General features: G+C 71.3%; 18 protein-coding genes. 6 read left to right on the top strand and 12 right to left on the bottom strand.

The annotated features are described in order from the left end of the window. Window positions 1-103 precede the first annotated feature (103 nt). On the bottom strand, window positions 104-832 hold the full coding sequence (locus A6A25_RS04235; protein WP_073886434.1) for an SDR family NAD(P)-dependent oxidoreductase: 729 nt from the start codon (window positions 830-832) through the stop codon (window positions 104-106). 11 nt (window positions 833-843) lie between these two features. Beyond that, window positions 844-1,485: an HAD family hydrolase gene (locus A6A25_RS04230; RefSeq protein ID WP_073886311.1), complete on the bottom strand. Its 642-nt coding sequence runs from the start codon at window positions 1,483-1,485 to the stop codon at window positions 844-846. Window positions 1,486-1,634: 149 nt separating this feature from the next. Between A6A25_RS04230 and A6A25_RS04225 the strand changes: the two genes are divergently transcribed. The 3 genes from A6A25_RS04225 (at window position 1,635) to A6A25_RS04215 (ending at window position 6,820) form a co-directional block, all read left to right on the top strand. Further along, window positions 1,635-3,608 carry a PhoX family protein gene (locus tag A6A25_RS04225; RefSeq protein WP_073886433.1) on the top strand — a complete coding sequence of 658 codons (1,974 nt, stop codon included), beginning with the start codon at window positions 1,635-1,637 and terminating at the stop codon, window positions 3,606-3,608. Window positions 3,609-3,763: 155 nt separating this feature from the next. Beyond that, window positions 3,764-5,845, top strand: a complete 2,082-nt coding sequence (locus A6A25_RS04220) for a PhoX family protein (RefSeq protein ID WP_073886310.1) — start codon at window positions 3,764-3,766, stop codon at window positions 5,843-5,845. Between the two features lie 294 nt (window positions 5,846-6,139). After that, window positions 6,140-6,820, top strand: coding sequence for an SDR family oxidoreductase (locus tag A6A25_RS04215; RefSeq protein ID WP_073886309.1), 681 nt, complete (start codon window positions 6,140-6,142; stop codon window positions 6,818-6,820). A 1-nt stretch (window position 6,821) separates the two neighbouring features. Here A6A25_RS04215 and A6A25_RS04210 read toward each other — a convergent pair whose 3' ends face one another. Then, complete coding sequence (locus A6A25_RS04210; protein WP_073886308.1) at window positions 6,822-8,123, bottom strand: amidohydrolase family protein; 1,302 nt, start codon at window positions 8,121-8,123, stop codon at window positions 6,822-6,824. A 173-nt stretch (window positions 8,124-8,296) separates the two neighbouring features. On the opposite strand from A6A25_RS04210, the gene A6A25_RS04205 reads away from it, so the two are divergent. Continuing rightward, complete coding sequence (locus A6A25_RS04205) at window positions 8,297-9,163, top strand: hypothetical protein (RefSeq protein WP_143192940.1); 867 nt, start codon at window positions 8,297-8,299, stop codon at window positions 9,161-9,163. Window positions 9,164-9,186: 23 nt separating this feature from the next. On the opposite strand, the gene A6A25_RS04200 is transcribed toward A6A25_RS04205, so the two are convergent. From A6A25_RS04200 to A6A25_RS04185, 4 genes are all read right to left on the bottom strand, one after another. Further along, window positions 9,187-10,347, bottom strand: a complete 1,161-nt coding sequence (locus A6A25_RS04200) for a sensor histidine kinase (protein WP_073886306.1) — start codon at window positions 10,345-10,347, stop codon at window positions 9,187-9,189. A gap of 300 nt (window positions 10,348-10,647) precedes the next feature. Continuing rightward, window positions 10,648-11,778 (bottom strand): nitric oxide synthase oxygenase, encoded by a 1,131-nt coding sequence (locus A6A25_RS04195; RefSeq protein WP_241828486.1) that lies wholly within the window; start codon window positions 11,776-11,778, stop codon window positions 10,648-10,650. A gap of 153 nt (window positions 11,779-11,931) precedes the next feature. Further along, window positions 11,932-12,564 carry a tRNA (guanosine(46)-N7)-methyltransferase TrmB gene (trmB, locus tag A6A25_RS04190; RefSeq protein WP_241828494.1) on the bottom strand — a complete coding sequence of 211 codons (633 nt, stop codon included), beginning with the start codon at window positions 12,562-12,564 and terminating at the stop codon, window positions 11,932-11,934. Between the two features lie 92 nt (window positions 12,565-12,656). Next, a complete protein-coding gene (locus tag A6A25_RS04185; protein WP_073886303.1) occupies window positions 12,657-13,253 on the bottom strand; it encodes a hypothetical protein in 597 nt (198 codons plus the stop codon). Window positions 13,254-13,483: 230 nt separating this feature from the next. Between A6A25_RS04185 and A6A25_RS04180 the strand changes: the two genes are divergently transcribed. Continuing rightward, window positions 13,484-14,680, top strand: coding sequence for a S8 family serine peptidase (locus tag A6A25_RS04180; protein ID WP_073886302.1), 1,197 nt, complete (start codon window positions 13,484-13,486; stop codon window positions 14,678-14,680). 55 nt (window positions 14,681-14,735) lie between these two features. On the opposite strand, the gene A6A25_RS04175 is transcribed toward A6A25_RS04180, so the two are convergent. The 4 genes from A6A25_RS04175 to A6A25_RS04160 form a co-directional block, all read right to left on the bottom strand. After that, window positions 14,736-15,644, bottom strand: a complete 909-nt coding sequence (locus A6A25_RS04175) for an ABC transporter ATP-binding protein (protein ID WP_073886301.1) — start codon at window positions 15,642-15,644, stop codon at window positions 14,736-14,738. Window positions 15,645-15,781: 137 nt separating this feature from the next. After that, complete coding sequence (locus tag A6A25_RS04170) at window positions 15,782-16,540, bottom strand: hypothetical protein (protein WP_073886300.1); 759 nt, start codon at window positions 16,538-16,540, stop codon at window positions 15,782-15,784. A 6-nt stretch (window positions 16,541-16,546) separates the two neighbouring features. Continuing rightward, on the bottom strand, window positions 16,547-17,467 hold the full coding sequence (locus tag A6A25_RS04165) for an ABC transporter ATP-binding protein (RefSeq protein ID WP_073886299.1): 921 nt from the start codon (window positions 17,465-17,467) through the stop codon (window positions 16,547-16,549). 221 nt (window positions 17,468-17,688) lie between these two features. Next, window positions 17,689-18,165, bottom strand: coding sequence for a LuxR C-terminal-related transcriptional regulator (locus A6A25_RS04160; protein WP_380733766.1), 477 nt, complete (start codon window positions 18,163-18,165; stop codon window positions 17,689-17,691). On the opposite strand from A6A25_RS04160, the gene A6A25_RS04155 reads away from it, so the two are divergent. Continuing rightward, on the top strand, window positions 18,164-18,523 hold the full coding sequence (locus A6A25_RS04155; RefSeq protein ID WP_241828485.1) for a multicopper oxidase domain-containing protein: 360 nt from the start codon (window positions 18,164-18,166) through the stop codon (window positions 18,521-18,523). The genes A6A25_RS04160 and A6A25_RS04155 overlap by 2 nt on opposite strands. Here the strand turns inward: A6A25_RS04155 and A6A25_RS04150 are convergent. Beyond that, complete coding sequence (locus A6A25_RS04150; RefSeq protein ID WP_073886298.1) at window positions 18,520-19,314, bottom strand: HAD family hydrolase; 795 nt, start codon at window positions 19,312-19,314, stop codon at window positions 18,520-18,522. The two genes, A6A25_RS04155 and A6A25_RS04150, sit on opposite strands and share 4 nt — an antisense overlap. Between the last annotated feature and the right edge of the window lie 36 nt (window positions 19,315-19,350).

The following is a 19,350-nucleotide window of genomic DNA, read 5'->3' as shown; positions in this document are numbered from 1 at the left end:
ACTCCGAGGCGCACGAGGCGGTCGAGGCGTTCATCCGCGGCGACGTGGAACGCTGAGCTGGTCGGAACCCCCTGCACGCGTTCGTGCAGGGGGTTCTCGCTGTTCAGCGCTTGGACAGCCGCAGCGACTGCCACGACCCGTCGGCCGTCCACCCGCCGTCCACCGGCAGCGCGACCCCGTTGACGAAACCGCTGCGGTCCGGGTCGGCCAGGAAGGCGACGGCCTGCGCGATGTCGTCGGGCGTCGCGAACCGGCCCATCGGCACGTGGTCGGTGATGTCGGCGTCGCCGTAGTGCCCGCCCGCCTGCGACTCGACGTCCATCTCGGTCTTCACCCAGCCGGGGCACACCGCGTTGACCCGGACCCCGCGCCCGCCCCACTCCACGGCGAGCGTGCGCGTCATCCCGATCAACCCGTGCTTGGTGGTGTTGTACGCGGCCCGGTCCGCGACACCGCGCAACCCCGCCACGGACGCGATGTTCACCACCGCACCCCGACCGCGCGCCAGCATCACCCGCCCCAACGCCTGCGTCAGCAGGAACGGCCCGGTGAGGTTGACCGCCACCATCCGCTCCCACTGCTCCAGCGACGTGTCCTCGAACGGCACGATCCCCGCGATGCCCGCGTTGTTGACCAGCACGTCCACCCGATCCCCGACCCGCTCGACCACCCGGGCCACGTCGTGCGGCGACGACACGTCCCCGACGACCCCGCCCTCGGTCTCCCCGAGGTCGAACCCGACCACCTCGTACCCATCCCCGCGCAACACCTCGGCCACCCGGGCCCCGATCCCCTGCGCCGCCCCGGTGACAACGGCAACTCGTCGTTCCATGGTCGGCAACGCTAGGCGGTCCGCAGCGCAGTGGGCAGGTCGGAGAGGTCGCGCAACACCGTGACGTGGGCCAACACCGCCGGGTCCGGGGGGAAGTGCGGGTTCGGGACGGCGTAGACGGTCATGCCGGCGGCCAGGGCGGCGCGCAGGCCGTTGGTCGAGTCCTCCACCGCGGCGCTGCGGGTCGGGTCGGCGCCCAGCTTCGAGGCGGCCAGCAGGTAGACGTCCGGCGCCGGCTTGCCCGCGCCCGCCTGTTCGCTGGAGATCGCCACCTGGACGACGTCGGTCAAGTCGGTCGCGGCGAGGAAGGACTTGATCAGGACCGGCGGGGAGGAGCTGGCGATGGCCACCGGGTAGCGGGACGCCACCTCGCGCACGACGCCCACCGCGCCCGGCAGCACGGGTGGGCCCTCGGCGTAGCGCTCGGCCATCTCGCCGATCACGCCCGACGCCGTCTCGGCCGGGGTCAGCCGGACGCCGACCTCGGTCACCAGGTACGTCGCCCACTCGGGTGTGCTCATGCCCTGCATCGCCCGGGTCGCCGCGGCCGGCCACGTGCCGCCGTGCCGGGCGGCGAAGGCCTGCCGCACCTCGTCCCACATCCGCTCGGAGTCCACCAGCACGCCGTCGAGGTCGAACACCACCGCATCCACACCCCTGACCGTAGTGCGATCACCGCCTCCCGGCTGTCGACCGCACCCCGAAGGGATCCCCGACGCTCACCGAACGACGGGTTAACAACGGGTGAACGCCGGCCTACTGTCGGCTGGTTCCGTACCGACCGTAGGAGGTCCGCGACGTGGTGCGACACCTTCCGCTCCTGGCCAACCACTCCGCCGGCCGCGCGGCGATCACCTGCGAGTACCGCTGCGGTGACGCGTGCTTCCACGCGGTGCCGAACACCTCGGCCAACCCCTACTTCGGCGACCTGGTCAGCAGGCGCACGGCGATCAAGGCCGGCGTCGTCGTCGCGGCCCTCGCCGGCACCGGCGTCGCGAGCGCCGGGACCGAGCCGTCACCCCCTGGCCTGGACTTCGCACCGGTCGCGCCGAACACGCTCGACGCCGTCGTGGTGCCCGAGGGCTACCGCCACGAGGTCGTGATCCGCTGGGGCGACCCGCTCTTCGCCGACGCGCCGGAGTTCGACTTCGACCACCAGACCGCCGCCGCGCAGGCCCGCCAGTTCGGCTTCAACTGCGACTTCGCGGCGCTGCTGCCGCTGGACGCCCTCGGCCGGACGAACCTGCTGGTCACCAACCACGAGTACACCGGCGAGCCGTTCATGTTCCGCGGCTACGACCCGGAGAACCCGACCCGCGAGCAGGTCGAGATCGCCTGGGCGGCGCACGGCCTGTCCGTCCTGCGCGTCGACCAGGCCCGCGACGGCCGCCTCACCACCAGGTTCTCCCGCTACAACCGCCGCATCACGGCCACCACGCCGTTCCGGCTGACCGGCCCGGCGGCGGGCTCGAAGTACCTCAAGACCTCGGCCGACCCGACCGGCACCCTCGTCCTCGGCACGCTGAACAACTGCGCGGGCGGCGTCACGCCGTGGGGCACGATCCTGTCCGGCGAGGAGAACTTCAACCAGTACTTCGCCAACGCCGACGCGCTCGCCGACCCACGCCTCACCCGCTACGGCATCACGGGCACGGCCACCACCCGCAAGTGGGAGCGCTTCGACGACCGGTTCGACCTGACCAAGGAGCCCAACGAGGCCAACCGCTTCGGCTACGTCGTCGAACTCGACCCGACCGACCCCGACGCCACGCCGGTCAAGCACACCGCGCTCGGCCGCTTCAAGCACGAGTGCGCCAACGTCCGCGTCGCCCGTGACGGCCGGGTCGTCGCCTACTCCGGGGACGACGAACGGTTCGAGTACATCTATAAGTTCATCTCCACCGGCAAGGTCCGCAAGGGGCACGGCAAAGCCGCCCGCCGGCACAACATGACCCTCCTGGACGACGGCACGCTCTACGTCGCCCGCTTCACCGGTGACAGCCCGCCCGCCGAGGTCGACGGCTCCGGCAGGCTTCCCTCCGACGGCCGGTTCGACGGCCGCGGCGAGTGGATCCCGCTGGTCAGCGGCACGCGCTCGTTCGTGCCGGGCATGACCGCCGAGGAGGTCTACGTCTTCACCCGGCTCGCCGCGGACAAGGTCGGCGCGACGAAGATGGACCGCCCCGAGGACATCCAGACCCACCCGCACACCGGGGTCGTCTACTGCGCCCTGAGCAACAACGTCGACCGCGGCAAGGAGGGCAAGGAAGGCGCGACCGAGCCGAACCCGCGGGTGAACAACAAGCACGGCCAGGTGTTGGAGCTCACCGAACGCGGCGGCGACGCCCTCGCGCTCGCGTTCTCGTGGAATTTGGTGCTGGTGTGCGGCGACCCGGCGTCACCGGACACGTACTTCGCGGGCTACGACAAGAGCCGCGTGTCGCCGATCTCCAGTCCCGACAACGTGGCGTTCGACCGGTACGGCAACCTGTGGATCTCCAGCGACTCGGGTGGCGCGCTCAACGGCTGCAACGACGGCCTCTACGCGGTGCCGGTGTCCGGGTCGCAACGCGGTTACCTCAAGGCGTTCCTCACCGTGCCGCGCGGTGCGGAGACGTGCGGTCCGGTGATCGGCGACCGCGTGGTCACGGTGTGCGTGCAGCACCCCGGCGAGGTGGACGGCGCGAGCGCGGACAACCCGGTCTCGCACTGGCCGGACGGCGGCGACTCCCAACCGCGTTCGGCGGTCGTTGCGGTGTGGCGCGAGCGGGGGTGACGATCCGCGACCGGCCGACGACACCCCGTGTGAGCTGCTGGTATCGGCTGGTTAACGATCGATGTGTTCGCCTCGCGTTCACTTCGAAGTCCGCTGCAGGAGGACTTGCCCTCTTACGGTCGCCCGGTTCCCACTGAGCGATCTCGGAGGTCCGTGTGTCCTCATCCACCGATCCGGGGCGGCGCCTGCTGCCCCTGCTGCCCAACCACCCCCTCGGGCGTTCGGCGATCACCTGCAAGTACCGCTGCGGCGACGCGTGCGCGCACGAGGCGCCCAACACGTCCGACAACACCTACTTCGGTGACGTCGTCGGCGAGGTCGTGCGTCGGCGTGGCCTGCTCAAGGCCGGCGCGGTGTTCGCCGTCGCGGGTGCGGGTGTCGGGCTGGTCGGTGCCGGCACCGCCGCCGCGAAGCCCGAGGTCGAGGTCGACGCCGACCTGGGTGGCGGTCGCCGCCGGGACGGCCTGAACTTCGCCGCCGTCGCGCCCAACACCGAGGACCGGGTCGTCACGCCCGAGGGCTACGACCAGGGTGTCGTGCTGCGCTGGGGCGACCCGGTGATGCCCGGCGCGCCCGCGTTCGACTTCGACCGCCAGAGCGCGGCGGCGCAGGCCAAGCAGTTCGGCTACAACTGCGACTTCGTCGGCCTGGTGCCGGTCGGCCGCCACGACGAGTGGGTGCTGGTGGCCAACCACGAGTACACCTCCGAGGACTTCCTGTTCAAGAACTGGGACGCGGCCAACCCCACCCGTGAGCAGACCGAGATCGCGTGGGCCGCGCACGGCCTGTCCGTGGTGAAGGTCGAGCGCGACCGGCGCAGCGGCAAGCTGGAGCCGAAGCTGGACCGGCGCTACAACCGCCGCCTCACCGCGACCTCGGAGTTCAAGGTCACCGGCCCGGCCGCCGGCTCGAAGTACCTCAAGACCTCGGCCGACCCGACCGGCACGAAGGTGCTGGGCACGCTGAACAACTGCGCGGGCGGCGTCACGCCGTGGGGCACGATCCTGTCCGGCGAGGAGAACTTCAACCAGTACTTCGCCAACGCGGGCTCGATCACCGACCCGGTGGCCGCGGCCCGGCTGGCCCGCTACGGCCTGCGCGGCGCGGCGTCCGAGCGCAAGTGGGAGCGCTTCGACAAGCGCTTCGACGTGGCGCAGGAGCCCAACGAGGTCAACCGGTTCGGCTGGGTCGTCGAGATCGACCCGCTCGACCCGGACTCGACCCCGGTCAAGCACACCGCGCTGGGCCGCTTCAAGCACGAGGGCGCGAACGTGATCGTCGCCCGCGACGGCCGTGTGGTCGCGTACATGGGTGACGACGAGCGCTTCGACTACATGTACAAGTTCGTCTCCGACGAGAAGTACAAGCCGGGCCGCAGCAAGCACGCCCGCGAGCACAACAAGAAGCTGCTCGACAAGGGCACGCTGTACGTCGCGAAGTTCACCGGCGACAGCCCGGTCGCCGAGATCGACGGCACCGGCAAGCTGCCCGCCGACGGCGAGTTCGACGGCACCGGCGAGTGGATCCCGCTGGCCAGCGGTGATCGGTCGTTCGTGCCCGGCTTCACCGCCGAGGAGGTCTACGTCTTCACCCGGCTCGCGGCCGACGCCGTCGGCCCGACCAAGATGGACCGCCCCGAGGACGTCGAGCCGAACCCGCGCAACCGCCGGGTGTACGCGGCGCTGACCAACAACACCGACCGCGGCAAGGCGGGCAAGGAAGGCGCCACCGAGCCGAACCCGCGCCTGAACAACCGCCACGGTCACGTGCTGGAGCTGGAGGAGCGCCGCGGCGACAACACCGCCACGTCGTTCTCGTGGAAGCTGCTGCTGGTGTGCGGCGACCCGACGTCGCCGGACACGTACTTCGGCGGCTACGACAAGACCCAGGTCTCGCCGATCTCGTGCCCGGACAACGTCGCGTTCGACGCCCAGGGCAACCTGTGGATCTCGACTGATGGAAACGCCCTGAAGTCCAACGACGGCCTGTTCGCGGTGCCGGTCGAGGGCCCGTTCCGCGGTCGGGTGAAGCAGTTCCTCACCGTGCCGAAGGGCGCCGAGACGTGCGGTCCGGTGATCGAGGACGACTTCGTGCTCGTGGCCGTGCAGCACCCCGGTGAGATCGACGGCGCGTCGGCCAACAACCCGCTGTCGCACTGGCCGGACGGCGGCACCACCCAACCCCGCCCGTCCGTGGTCGCGGTGTGGAAGAAGGACAAGGGCCGCATCTGCGGCTGACCCCGAGGTGGAGGGCTCGCGCCACCGGGCCCGAGCCCTCCACCGATTTGTCCACAGGCAAGGGACTTGTCCACAGGCCAATCCCGACGCCGCGATCTTGTCGGTCGCTTGTGGCAGAATAAAAGCAAGGGATCCCCTTGGCGGGCAAGGTGCGGCTGCGATGCGCTCGCTACTCAATGCGAGGGGTTCGTGTCATCCCGCCGACCTTTTCGAGCTCTTGATCCTTTGTTCCGGGGTTGACCCTTGGTGCGGGCACGTCGCAGACAGCGGGTTCGGGTTGGTTAGGCTCGGCGCATGAGTCGTCCCGTTGCCCTGATCACCGGTGCCTCGCGTGGCATCGGTGCGGCGGTTGCCCGTGTGCTCGCGCCGACGCACGACCTGCTGCTCGGCGGTCGGGACGAGAGTGCGTTGGAGGAACTGGCGGGGTCGCTGGATTCCGCCCGTCCCTGGCCGGTCGAACTGACCGACGCCGACGCCCTGGCCGCCGCGACCGCCGACCTCACCCGGCTGGACGTCCTCGTGCACAGCGCGGGCATCGCCGAGCTCGGCCCGCTCGCCGAGGCCACCGCCGACGTCTGGCGCCGCACGCTCGAAGTGAACGTCATCGCCGTCGCCGAGCTCACCCGGCTGACGCTCCCGCTCCTGCGCGCCAACCGCGGCCACGTCGTGCTGATCAACTCCGGCGCGGGCCTGCGTGCGAATCCCGAATGGGGCGTCTACGCGGCCGGCAAGTTCGCCCTGCGGGCCTTCGGTGACGCCCTGCGCGCCGAAGAAGAAGACCTCCGCGTCACGTCCATCCACCCCGGACGCGTCGACACCGACATGCAGCGGGGTGTCCGCGCACAGGAGAGCGGCGACTACCAGCCGCACCTCTACCTGCACGCGGACTCCGTCGCACAGGCCGTCGCCACCGCCGTCAACGCGGGCGACGACGCCCACTTCACCGAGATCGTCGTCCGTCCCCGCCCCCGCTGACCTACCGCAGCCGGGCCGCCACCTCGCGCACGCCCGCCTGCGCCTCACGCCGGTCGACGTTGGTCGTCTCACCCTCGGCCACGACCTGCTTGCCCGCCACCCACACGTCCTTGACCCGGCGCGTGCCCGACGCCCACACCAGGTTCGCCAGCACCTGCTCGTCCGGCGCGTCCAACCCCGTGGCGAACGCCGGGTCGTCCACGTCCACGTGCACGACGTCACCCCACCGACCGGGCTCCAACGCACCGAGGTCGTCGCGGCCCAACGCCGCCGCACCGCCGCGCGTGGCCAGCAGCAACGCGTCCGCCGCCCGCATCGCGGTCGCGTCCTGCGACGTCACCCGCGCCAGCAGCGCCGCCAACCTGGCCTCCTCGAACAGGTCCAGGTCGTCGTTGGACGAGGGCCCGTCCGTGCCCAGCCCGACCGCGACGCCCGCGTCCAGGTAGGACCGCAGCGGCGCGATCCCGGACGCCAGCTTGGTGTTCGACCCGGGGCAGTGCGCGATCCCGACGCCGTGCTTGACGTAGATCGCGACGTCCTCCGGCGACAGGTGCACGGAGTGCGCCGACAGCACCCGCCCGCCCAGCACGCCCGCCTGCTCCAGCAACCGCGGCACGGACCCGTGCGACGCCCGCTGCTCGACGTCCTCCTCGGGGGACTCGGCCACGTGCACCTGCACCAACGCCCCGCGCTCGCGCGCCTCACCGGCGATCTCGCCCAGCGCCTCCGGCGACAGGATGTACGCCGAGTGCGGCCCGTAGCTCAGCTCGACCCGCTCGTCCGGCCCGAACCGCAGCCCGTCGGCGTCGATCCACCGGGTGATCTCGTCGGTCATCGGCCGCCACGGCATCCCCGGCAGGTCCATGATCGCCGCACCGAACAGCACCCGCGACCCGGCCGCCAGCACCGCGTCCGCCAGCTGCTCGCCGTGGAAGTACATCTCCGCGCTCGTGGTCACGCCGTTGCGCAGCATCTCCACCGCGCCGAGCAGCATGCCGACCCGGATGTCGGACGGCTTCATCTTCGCCTCGGCGGGCCACATCGCCTCGCGCAGCCAGCGCAGCAGCGGCAGGTCGCCGCCCATCCCGCGCAGCAGCACCATCGGGCTGTGGGCGTGCGTGTTCACCAGGCCCGGCAACAGGATCCCGCTCAGCCTGCGGACCTCGCCGGTGAACTCGGGCGCGCCGGCCTCCGCGCCGACGTACGCGATCCGGCCGTCGACGACGTCGACCACGGCGTCGCGCAGGACGGTGCAGGCGGGATCGCAGGGCAGGACGACGGGGGCGTGCAGGCGCAGCGACATACCCCGATCCTGCCGCACTCGATCGAGCGACACACAACGTGGCGGGGCACGCGTCACCCCGTAACCCGAACAGTGGGTTTGACCTTCTCGGGCGGTGTTCACCCGCCGGATGGACGTAATCTCCGAAACGTTGGGAGAGGTGGTGGTCCCGCTGATCCGGCGAAGGAGTGACAGTGGCTCGTAACGGTGCAAGTGGTCAACCCGGCGAGCGGCGCGGCAGGGGGGAGCCCGCGGCGGCGGTCCTGCGATCGGAGGCTGACTTCTCCGAGCCGGACCTGTCCCGGGAACGTCGGTGGCTCGCGTTGTTCCTGCTGGTGCACCTGGTGGACGACCAGGGCCGGATGAGCACCGCGTACCGGCGGGTGCTCCGGCGTGCCGCGCGAACACCCGGGCACTGGGCGCAGGGCCGGTCGCTCGGGTCGGTGCGGGCCGAGGTGACGCGCTGGATCGGCGTCCAGGCGCGGCCGGACACCGTGCCGCCGTGGGGTCGGCTCGCCGACCTGGTCAACGCCGCCGTCCACCCCGAACACGTGCAGGACGTCCTGGCGACCGCCCGCCACCTGCACCGGCTCGTCACCGGCGAGGAGACCGACGGACCACGCCCGCGCTGGCTGGACCCGTCGGTCGAGAACATCACCACCGCGATGATCGGCGGCCCGGAGTGGGCCCGGAAGTACGGCCTGCCGGTCCCCGAGGGCCCCGAACCCGAAACCCCGGCCGAGGACGAGCAGGCGCCGGACCGGGAGTCGAGCGCGTACGAGATGCTGTGGACGGTGGTCCGGGTGCACCGCGACGCGGAGGCGCGGATCGCCGAGCTGGAGCACCAGGTGCGCCGGCTGCACGAGGAGAACGCCCGGCTCTCCGGCGACGTCACCACCTGGCTCGGCGACTACCGGCCGACGATCCCCGACCAGGACCGGGGCGGTCACCGCACCCGCCGCCCAGTCGCCGATCGGCACCTCGGCGCGCAGGACCCGGCGCAGGCCTTCACCTACCCGCTGCCCGCCGAACTACCCGCCTCACACCCCACCGCGGGTTGACCGGTGGTGCGGTGACCCACCGGTCACCGCGTCACGGGCAGCGCGGCGCGCACCTCCCAGCCACCACCGGCACGCGCGCCCGCGCTGAACCGCCCGCCCAGCAGCTCGACCCGCTCGCGCATGCCCACCAACCCGTAGCCACCGGAGCCGCCGACGGGCGCCGTCCTCTGCGCCCGCCCGTCGTCGGCCACCACCACGTGCACCACACCGTCCGAAACGGACACCGAGACGTCCACGGTGGACATGTCCTCGGCGTGCTTGCGCGCGTTGGTCAACGATTCCTGCACCAACCGCAGCACCGAGCGGCCCAGCGACGGCGGCACCGGCTCCGGCAGGTCGACGCGCAGCCGCACGGGCTGCCCGGACCGCTCCACCACCCCGCGCACGTCGTCGGCCAGGTCGCTGGACGCGGTGGGCGCGTCGGCGTCGGTGCCGCGCAGCGTGCCCACCAGGCGGCGCATCTCGGTCAACGCCTCGTTGCCGCTGCGCACGATGATCGGCAACGCGTCCTGGGCCGCCGCCGGCACGGCCTGCGCCGCCTGCGCGTGCACCACCATCCCGGTCACGTAGTGCGCGATCACGTCGTGCAGCTCGCGGGCCAGCGCCATGCGCTCGGCGTGCTGCGCGGCCGCGACCTCGGCCCGCACGGCGGTCGCGCGTTCCCGGTCGCGGGCGCGGAAGTACAGCCCGGTGCCGACCGACAGCGCCAGCAGCACGCCGCCGAACACCGCCTGCGCCCAGAATCCGGGACCGTCGTAGTCGTCCGGCCAGTACGGCGACCGGTACTCCGGCCGCACGAGCGCGGCTACCGCCGACACGGCGACGAGCAGCACCGACCCGGTCACCGCGCGCACCGGCGGTGCCTGCCGCACCACCACCGCGATGATCGCCATCAGCGCCGCCACCTCGGCCACCACCAGGCCGCCGAGCATCGGCGTCACGGGCGCGACACCGGCCACGCGCAGCAGGACCGAACTCGCCAGCACCGCCGTCGCGGCGGTCAGCGCGGCGTCGAACGGCCGCCGGGGCGCGAGCACCGCCAGCACGCACACGACCACCTCGCCGGGTACGTGCCACCAGCCGACCTCACCGAGGAACTCGCCGCCGACGAAGAAGAGCAGGGCGCAGGCCAGCGGCCACTGGCGGCGGAGCAGGGGCCGCCACCCGAGGTGAGTGCTCTCCACGGGACCTCACCGTAGGTGGTCGCGCCGCGGGGCGCGTCCGACCCCGGTCGGGTGGACCGTCAGCCGCGAGGCTGACCCGAACGCCTGCGGAAACACACCAGTGGCCGATGTCGGATGACGAATCCCGGGGTGACTCTTGAGTGGTGAGTCGGGGAACGGGAGGAACACCATGTTCGGAGTGGTCGCTACTTGGGCGGGCGCCGTGCTGGGCCTGCTGGTGCTGGTCCTGATGGCGTTGTCGGGCGTGCTGGTCGATTCCGAGCGCTGACCCGGACGGCTACCGGGCGTGTCGGGACAGGCTCAGCCGCCGGCACCTTCGACGCGCCGCCGGAGCAGTTCGGCGAGGCGTCCGGGTGACTGGGGGCGGGTCGTTTCCGCGAGGGCGGGGGCGAAGCGGGCGGGACCGCCGGCGCGGGCACGGCGGGCCACAGAGGGGTCGAGGCGGAAGGCGGGCCGGTTGCCGGAGTGGCGTTGCCGCGAGCGCAGCCACGACAGCCGGTGCCGCGATTCGGCGTGGTGGTCGGTGATGGTCACCGACGCGAGGTCGAACGAGTGCAGCACGGCCCGGTTCAGCTCCACCACGGCGCGGTCGCGCCACAGCGAGCGCTCGGTGGACGTGTCCAGGCCCAACGCCTCGGCAACGGGCCGGGCCGCACCGTAGGCGTGGTCGTCGGCGAGGCTCCTGGCGCCGATCTCGGAGCCGACGAACCACGAGTTGAACGGCGCGGCGGGGTAGGTGACGCCGCCGATGGTCAGCCGCATGTTCGTGATCACGGGCACCGCGTGCCAGCGCAGGCCGAGCCGGCCGAACCAGGGCAGCTCGGGGTGTTCGAGCATCACCTCGTGCACCACGTCGGGCGGCACGTCGAACAGCCGCACGCCCTCGTGCGCGGTCTCCACCACGAGCGGCAGCAGGTCGAAGCGGCCGGTCGGCGTCGGCGCCCGCCACCCCATGCCCTGCACGGCGTCGGTGAACTCGCGGTAGCGGCGGTCACCGGTGCCGTCGCCGTAGCCCGCGTACCGGACCAGCTGCTCGTTCCAGATGCACGGCCCCGGCGCGGTCGGGGTGTCCGGCGCGAACACCGTGACCAGGGGGCGGATCTCGCCGCCGTTGGTGGCCAGGCGCAGGTGCTCGACGCATTCGGCGGCCACGGCGCCCGCGTTGCGGAAACCGCGCAGGTCGCGGACCTTGAGCCGGCGCCACGGCACGCCGCTCGTGCACCAGCCGGAGTCGCGCAGCGCGATCCGCGCGCCGTAGGCGAGTTCGTGGGTGGTGTGGCGGTAGGTGCCGGTCTCGGCGATCTCGTCGCGGACCTCGCTCAGGCGGGGTCCGACGGGGCCGGCTTCGGGGTGGGCGATGTGGAACATGCGGAGGAAGCCCTCCGCCGCATCCACGTCGAACGTTATCGGTTCGTTGTCTACTACGGTCACGGGCGGCAACCGTAGTTGCGGATCGGCGTCACACGTCACTGCCAGACGGGGCACATCGGGTGATCGACAAACCCCACCGATCCGGTGACGAATCCACGCGCAGTCGCCGCATCGTCCATTCGGAGCCGTGACTTTATGCCACGGTCAGGTGAGTTATCCCCGCTCGAACATCAGGTCGTGGCTGATCCGCTCTTCCTCGACCGCCCGCTGCTCGAACTTGGTCACCGGCCGCCACTGCGGCCGCGGCGCCCACCCGTCGTACCGGTTGCGCAGCAGGGGCTCGGCCGAGCACACGTGGAGCATCTGCTCGGCGTACTCCTCCCAGTCCGTGGCCAGGTGCAGCACGCCACCGGGCCTGAGCCGCGTCGCCACCAGGTGCACGAACTCCGGCTGCACGAGCCGGCGCTTGTGGTGCTTCTTCTTCGGCCACGGGTCGGGGAAGTAGATCCGCACCTCGGCGAGCGCGCCGGGCTCAACGTGCTCGGTGAGCAGGTCGACCGCGTCACCGCGCAGGACCCGCAGGTTGGTCGCGTCGAGCGCCTCGGCGCGCAGCAGCAGCTGCGCCAGGCCGGGCTTGTAGACCTCGACGGCCACGTAGTTGACGTCGGGCGCGGCGGCGACGAGCTGGGAGGTGGTCTCGCCCATCCCGGAACCGATCTCGAGGACCACCGGCGCCTCGCGCCCGAACCACTCGTCGAAGTGCACGGGACCGGCCGGGAGCGCCTTGACCTCCTGGCCCAAGCGCTCCCAGTGGCGGTCCCATGCGCGCTGCTGCCCCACGGTCATCCGTTCGCCGCGTTGGACGTAGCTGACGACGGATCGGTGGTGCGGCGGTCGCTGGTGGCTGGACGTCACGGGCGTACAGCCTAGGTGGTGCGCTAAGCGATGTTCTCCAGGTCCTCGATCTGCTCGCGCAGCTCGGCGGGGGTGAACTCGATGGGTTGGCGCTGACCGGGGCCCCGGTGCGCGGGGAGCAGGTCCACGAAACCGGGGTGCCGGTCGGTGAACTGCACGGTGGTCGGCTCGGCGGGGCCGTAGACGCCGCTCTCGGACGGCACGAACTCCCAGTAGCCGACCTCGCCCTCGGTCGCCCAGGGGACGAACACCCAACCCGGTCGGCTGCCCAGCAACCGGGTCACCTCGTCCTCCAGGGCGAACGCCGCCGCGCGCGAGGCGATCCTGCCCCGGTCCAGGGCCCTGAGCCACCACGGTGCGGGTGCGTCGGGGCCTACCGCGCGGAACATGGCGAGGACTTGCTGTTCGTCGGCCTTGTGGATCCAAGCCCGACGCGTCTGTGCGGGTGAGTCGGCGACACCGACCCCTCCCGCCGCTTCGATCGCGTGCGACCATTCCAACGCCAACATCGGTTCGACGCGAAGGGCGTGGTCGCGTTGACGGGGCAGCACCTTCCTGGGCGGCTCCTTCGACCCGGTGGCCGACTGGTCGGCGTTCAGGTCCGGATCAAGCACCGTCACGGGTTCACCTCCGGTGGGTTCCTTGACGGGGGGTATCCGAATTCGCGTGCGGGCAGGCGCCCACCTCACGATTCGCGCTTTCCATCTGACCCGGTTCAGAAGCGCTTGTCATGGGGCTGTGCCGGAGTTCACGACGTCTTAACGAACGGCTTACTCCGCTTGCCCGAATCCAGATCTGTGAAACATGATTGAGATGGAATATCTGTGATCCCGAGCACAGGGGGAATTGGGTGACGGGGAGAGCGGTGGCCGCCGCGATCTTGATCGCGATGGTGGTCCCGGGCGTGGCCCGGGCGCAGACGATCGAGGAGCAGCAGTGGCACCTGGACGCGTTGGGCGTCCAGGCCGCGCACGCCACCACGCGCGGTGACGGCGTGGTGGTCGCGGTGGTCGACTCGGGCGTGGACGACACCCGACCCGACCTCGCCGGCGCGTTGCTGCCGGGCACCGGGTTCGGCTCGGCGGCGGGCACCGACGGCACCGAGGACAACGACGGCCACGGCACCGCGATGGCGACGCTGATCGCCGGCCGGGCGGTGGACGGCGGCGCGCTCGGCGTGGCGCCCGGCGCGATGATCCTGCCCGTCTCGGTCGGCGCGGACGGCGACAAGTTCACCACCGCGTCCGTCGCCGAGGGCGTGACCTGGGCCGTCGACCAGGGCGCCGACGTGATCAACCTGTCGCTGACCTCGCTGGCCACGCTCACCCCGGACCTGCTGCGGGCGGTCAACTACGCGTTCGACCACGACATCGTGGTGGTCGCGGGCACCGGCAACGACGGTGACGAGCACGTGGGCGCGCCCGCGAACATCAAGGGCGTCATCGCGGTCTCCGGCACGGTCAAGGGCAACGGGGTCTGGCCGGAGTCCAACACCGGCCCGGAGACCGTGCTGGCGGCGCCCGCGCAGCGGATCGTGACGGCCGTGCCGCTGAAGGTCGTGGACACCGGCTACGCCGAGGTGGACGGCACGAGCGCGGCGACGGCGCTGGTCTCGGGCGCGGCGGCGCTGGTGCGCGCCCGCTACCCGGAGATGGACGCGGGCAACGTGGTGAACCGGCTCATCGCGACCGCGACCGACCTGCTGGCACCCGGCCGGGACCACGCGACCGGGTTCGGCCAGGTCGACCCGGTCGCCGCGCTGACCGCCGAGGTGCCGCCGGTGGAGCGCAACCCCCTCGCGCCGCCGCCGCGCACGTCTACGGCCGTGCCGCCGACGTCGGACCAGGGGCTCGCCGTGCCGCCTTCCGACGTGGACAGTGGCACCCGGCTGCTGGTCGCGTTCGGCGGTTTGACCGCGGTGGGTGCCGTGGTGGCGGTGGTGAGCCTGCTGCTGGCCAGGCGCACTCGAATCCGGCGCGCGCCGGTTCCGGTCGTGACCGAAATCCCGCCGCCGTCCGACGACTTCTGGCGCAACGACCGCTTCTGACGTGTGCGCGCGGTCGGCGAATCCGTTTCCCGCCCACTGCGACGGGAACCGGTCGTCACTCGGCCGCGTGGTATTCCACGGATTCCTTCGTGAGTTGCATGAAGGCCTCCTCCAGCGAACCGAGTTGCGGGCTCAGCTCGTGCAACGTGATGCCGTTCGAGGCGGCCAGCTCGCCGATGAACGACGCCTCCACCCCGTGCACGACGAGCGCGCCGTCGGACCCCGCGGCGTCGGCGATGCGGGCGCGTCCGTCCAGCAGCTCGCGCAGCCGGTCGAGCTGCGGGGAGCGGACCCGGACGGTGTCCTCGGTGGCGTCGGAGATGAACTGCTCGGTGCTGGTCTGCGCGATGAGCTTGCCGCGCCCGATGACGATCAGGTCCTGCGCGGTCTGGGCCATCTCCGACAGCAGGTGGCTGGACACGAACACGGTGCGTCCCTCATCGGCGAGCCGGTGCATGAACTGGCGGATCCAGAGGATGCCCTCCGGGTCCAGGCCGTTGACCGGCTCGTCGAACAGCAGCACCTCGGGGTCGCCGAGCAGCGTGCCCGCGATGCCCAGGCGCTGGGACATGCCCAGGGAGAACCCTCCCGCGCGGCGCTTGGCGACCTGGGTCAGGCCGACCAGGTCCAGCACCTCGTCGACGCGCCGGTCCGGGATCCGGTTCGACCTGGCCAGCCACTGCAGGTGCGCCCGCGCGGACCGGTTCGGGTGCACCCACTTCGCGTCCAGCAGCGCGCCCACCACGCGCAGCGGCTGCTTGAGCGACCGGTAGTCCTGACCCTTCACGGTGACCTTGCCGCGGGTGGGGTTGTCCAGGCCGAGGACCATCCGCATGGTGGTGGACTTGCCCGCGCCGTTGGGTCCCAGGAAACCGGTGACCCGACCCGGCTGGACGCTGAACGACAGGTCGTCCACGGCCACGGTCTTGCCGTAGTGCTTGGTGAGGCCGGTCGCTTCGATCATGACATCTCCCGTCCGATCCAACCGCTGTGCCGAACCTATGGCAGAAGAGCCCGGGCCACCCCCCGAAGGTGACCCGGGCTCCCCCTTTCCCCCGTCCACGCCCACCGGCCCCCGGCGCCGGTCACGCGGTGCTCCCCTTACGCGTCCCGCCGCTTCACGACCACCAGCGAGATGATGAAGATCGCCAGCGCGATGGCGGCGAAGTAGCCGAACGAACCCCACGGGCTCAGCTCGCCGGCCACGGGCGGTCCCTCCCCGGTCGGGATGCCGCTCTCGTCCGGGTCACCGAGGACGAACTTCTGGGCCACCCGGAACGGCAGCCACTTCTGGATGTCGTCACCGATGTTCGGGATGAGCCCGACCAGGTTCTCCACGACCAGCGCGTACACCAGGATGATCGACACCGCGCCCGCGGTCTGCCGCACCAGCGCGCCGACGCCCAGGGCGAGCAGCGCGCCCGCCGCGAACACCAGGCCGACGCCCACGAGGTGCCGCCAGTCGTTGGCCGAGTCCAGCGCCAGGGGGGAGCCGTCGTCGGCGAGCACCCGGCTCAGCCCCCACGAGGCGAACGCGGCGACCAGGCCCACCACACCCGAGAGCAGCATCACGACGACCGCCTTCGCGATCATCGGCGAGACGCGGTCGGGCACCGCCTGGAACGTCGCCTTGATGGTGCCGAAGCGGTACTCGGTGGTGACCGCCAGCGCGGCCATCACCATGACCACGTACAGCCCGAATTCGTAGACGAACACCGTGCCCATCACGGGCATCGGGCCGCCCCAGTTCAGCGCGAAGACCGCGGCGAGGCCGACGGTCAGGCCGACCGCGAGCAGCATGCACCACCAAGGCGAGCGGGTGGAGAAGAGCTTGATCCGTTCAACGGCGAGCAGAGTCATCGGTGGTCACTTCCCCGTCTCGGCGAGTTCGGCGTGGTACTCGACAGAATCGCCGGTGAGCTGCATGAATGCCTGTTCGAGCGAACCGCGCTGCGGGCTCAGCTCGTGCAGCACCACACCGCTCGCCGCCGCGATGTCCCCGATCTCGTCGCTCTGCGCACCCGACACGGTGAGCGACCCGTCGGTGTCCTCACGCACGGTGAATCCCTTGTCGACGAGCATGGCGCCCAGCTTGTCCGCGTGCGGGCTGCGCACCCGGACGGTGTTCTCGGTCGACCGCTCCACGAACTCGGTGGTGCTGGACTGCGAGATGAGCTTGCCGCGCCCGATGACCACGAGGTCCTGCGCGGTCAGCGCCATCTCCGACAGCAGGTGGCTCGACACCAGCACGGTGCGGCCCTCGGCGGCCAGGCCCTGCATGAACTGGCGGATCCAGAGGATGCCCTCCGGGTCCAGGCCGTTGACCGGCTCGTCGAACAGCAGCACCTTCGGGTCGCCCAGCAGGGCGCCCGCGATGCCGAGCCGCTGGGACATGCCCAGCGAGAAGCCACCCGCGCGGCGCTTGGCGACCTTGGTCAGGCCCACCATGTCGAGCACCTCGTCCACCCGGCGGCCCGGCAGGCCGTTGGACTTGGCCAGCCACTGCAGGTGCGCCCGCGCAGAGCGGTTGGGGTGCACCCACTTGGCGTCGAGCAGCGCGCCGACGGTGCGCAGCGGTCGGTCGAGCTGCGCGTACGGCTTGCCGCCGATCAGCACCTTGCCCGCGCTCGGCCGGTCGAGGCCGAGGATCATGCGCATGGTGGTGGACTTGCCCGCGCCGTTCGGGCCGAGGAAGCCGGTGACCCGACCCGGTTCGACGGTGAAGGACAGGTTGTCCACCGCCACCGTCTTCCCGTAGCGCTTGGTGAGGCCGACAGCCTCGATCATGGTTTCTCCCCTGGACGACACATCCCCCGCAACTGGGCTGAACCTTGCCGTGTCCACGGGGTCCCGCACATCGGTCTGTAGTTGACTCGTGCGTGCGACTTCAGTCTTATCGTTGTCACTACCTCGGTTGTAGTAATCCGTGTTCACCCTGAGTTGCCGGCCGCGTGTGTCCTACGTTCAGAACGCGTGTGTCCTACGTTCAGGACCCCTGAGTTCAACGCTCAGGACGGCCGGACCAGCCCGTGCCGGTACGCCAGCGCGACCAGCTGCGCCCGATCGCGCGCACCCAGCTTCGCCAGCGCACGGCTGATGTGCGTCTTGGTCGTGGCCGGGCTGATCACCAGCTCACGGGTGATCTCCTCGTTGCTCAACCCCTGCGCGGCGAGCGCGACGACTTCCCGTTCCCGCGTGGTGAGCTGGTCGAACACCCCGTGGTCCACGGCCGACGGCTTGGTCATCCGGGCGATCAGCCGCCGGGTCAGCCCCGGCGACAGCAGCTCCTCGCCGCCCGCCACGACCCGGATGCCGTGCAGCAGCTGCGCCGGGTCCGTGTTCTTGAGCAGGAACCCGCTCGCGCCCGCGGCCAGGCCCTCGACCACGTAGTCGTCCTGGTCGAACGTGGTCAGGATCGTGCCCGGCGCCAAGGTACGCAGGTTCACCCTCGGCGGTACCAACATCAACGGCAAGGACATGGACATGACCCGCATCGACGAGGTCGTGCCCGCCGGTGCCCGCGAGGTGTGGGAGGTCGACAACATCACCTTCTCGCACAACTTCCACATCCACGAGGTGGCGTTCACGGTGCTGGACGTGGACGGCGAGGCGCCGCCCGAGCACCTGCGCGGCCCGAAGGACACCGTGTTCGTGGAGGGGAAGACGAAGGTGCGGCTGGCGGTGGAGTTCGGCACGCACGCCGACCCGAAGACGCCGTACATGTACCACTGCCACATCCTCAAGCACGAGGACAAGGGCATGATGGGCCAGTTCGTGATCGTCGCGCCGGGCACCGAGGACCAGACCCCGCGCACGCTCGCGTCCGCGGGCCACCCTCACTAAGCGCCGAAGTACCGGTCCAGCACGGCCGCCGCGCCGTCCTCCACGATCGTGCCGGTGACCTCGTCGGCGGCCTCCTGGACGACGACCGGCGCCTGACCCATGGCGACGCCGTGCGCGGCCCACCGCAGCATGGCCACGTCGTTGGAGCCGTCGCCGATGGCCAAGGTGTCCTCTTCCGCCACACCGAGCTTGGACCGCAGGTCCTCCAGCGCCGCGCCCTTGGTCACGCCGGGAGGCGACAGCGTCAGCCACGGCTCGTTGTGGTCGCACGACGCCGTCACGCCGGGCAGCTCCACGTCCAGCATCCGCAGCGCCAGCTCCTCCGGCGTGCGGCCGACCCACCGCATGACCAGGCGTGACGTGGGCGTGGCCACCAGCTCGGCGTACGGCACCTCGCGCACCTCGCCCCACAGGTCGCCGTCCGGGAACCGGCCGAACGCGAGGTTGCCCACCCCGGTCAGCTCGACCGCGAACACCGAGTCGGGCAGCAGGGCGCGCAGCCGTTCGACCGAGGGGCCGGGGTCGAACTCGACCTTCCGGATCACCTCGCGGGTGGTCGTGTCCCACCAGACCGCGCCGTTGGAGCAGATCGCGGTGGTGCCGCGCAGGCCGAGGTCGTCCAGGATCGGCAGGGTGCCGACGAGGCTGCGGCCGGTGGAGAGGACGACGTGGGCGCCGTCGGCGACGGCGCGGCCGATGGCCGCGCGCACGGCGGGTGCGACCTCCTCGCGGCCCACTGGCGTGATCGTGCCGTCGATGTCCAGGGCGATGAGGCGTGGTCTCCAGGTCACTGGTGTCACCCTACTGGGCGACCATTACTGAACCGT

It is taken from the genome of Saccharothrix sp. CB00851, from assembly GCF_001905065.1.
Lineage (GTDB): Bacteria > Actinomycetota > Actinomycetes > Mycobacteriales > Pseudonocardiaceae > Actinosynnema.
This window is presented reverse-complemented; position numbering and strand designations above follow the sequence as displayed.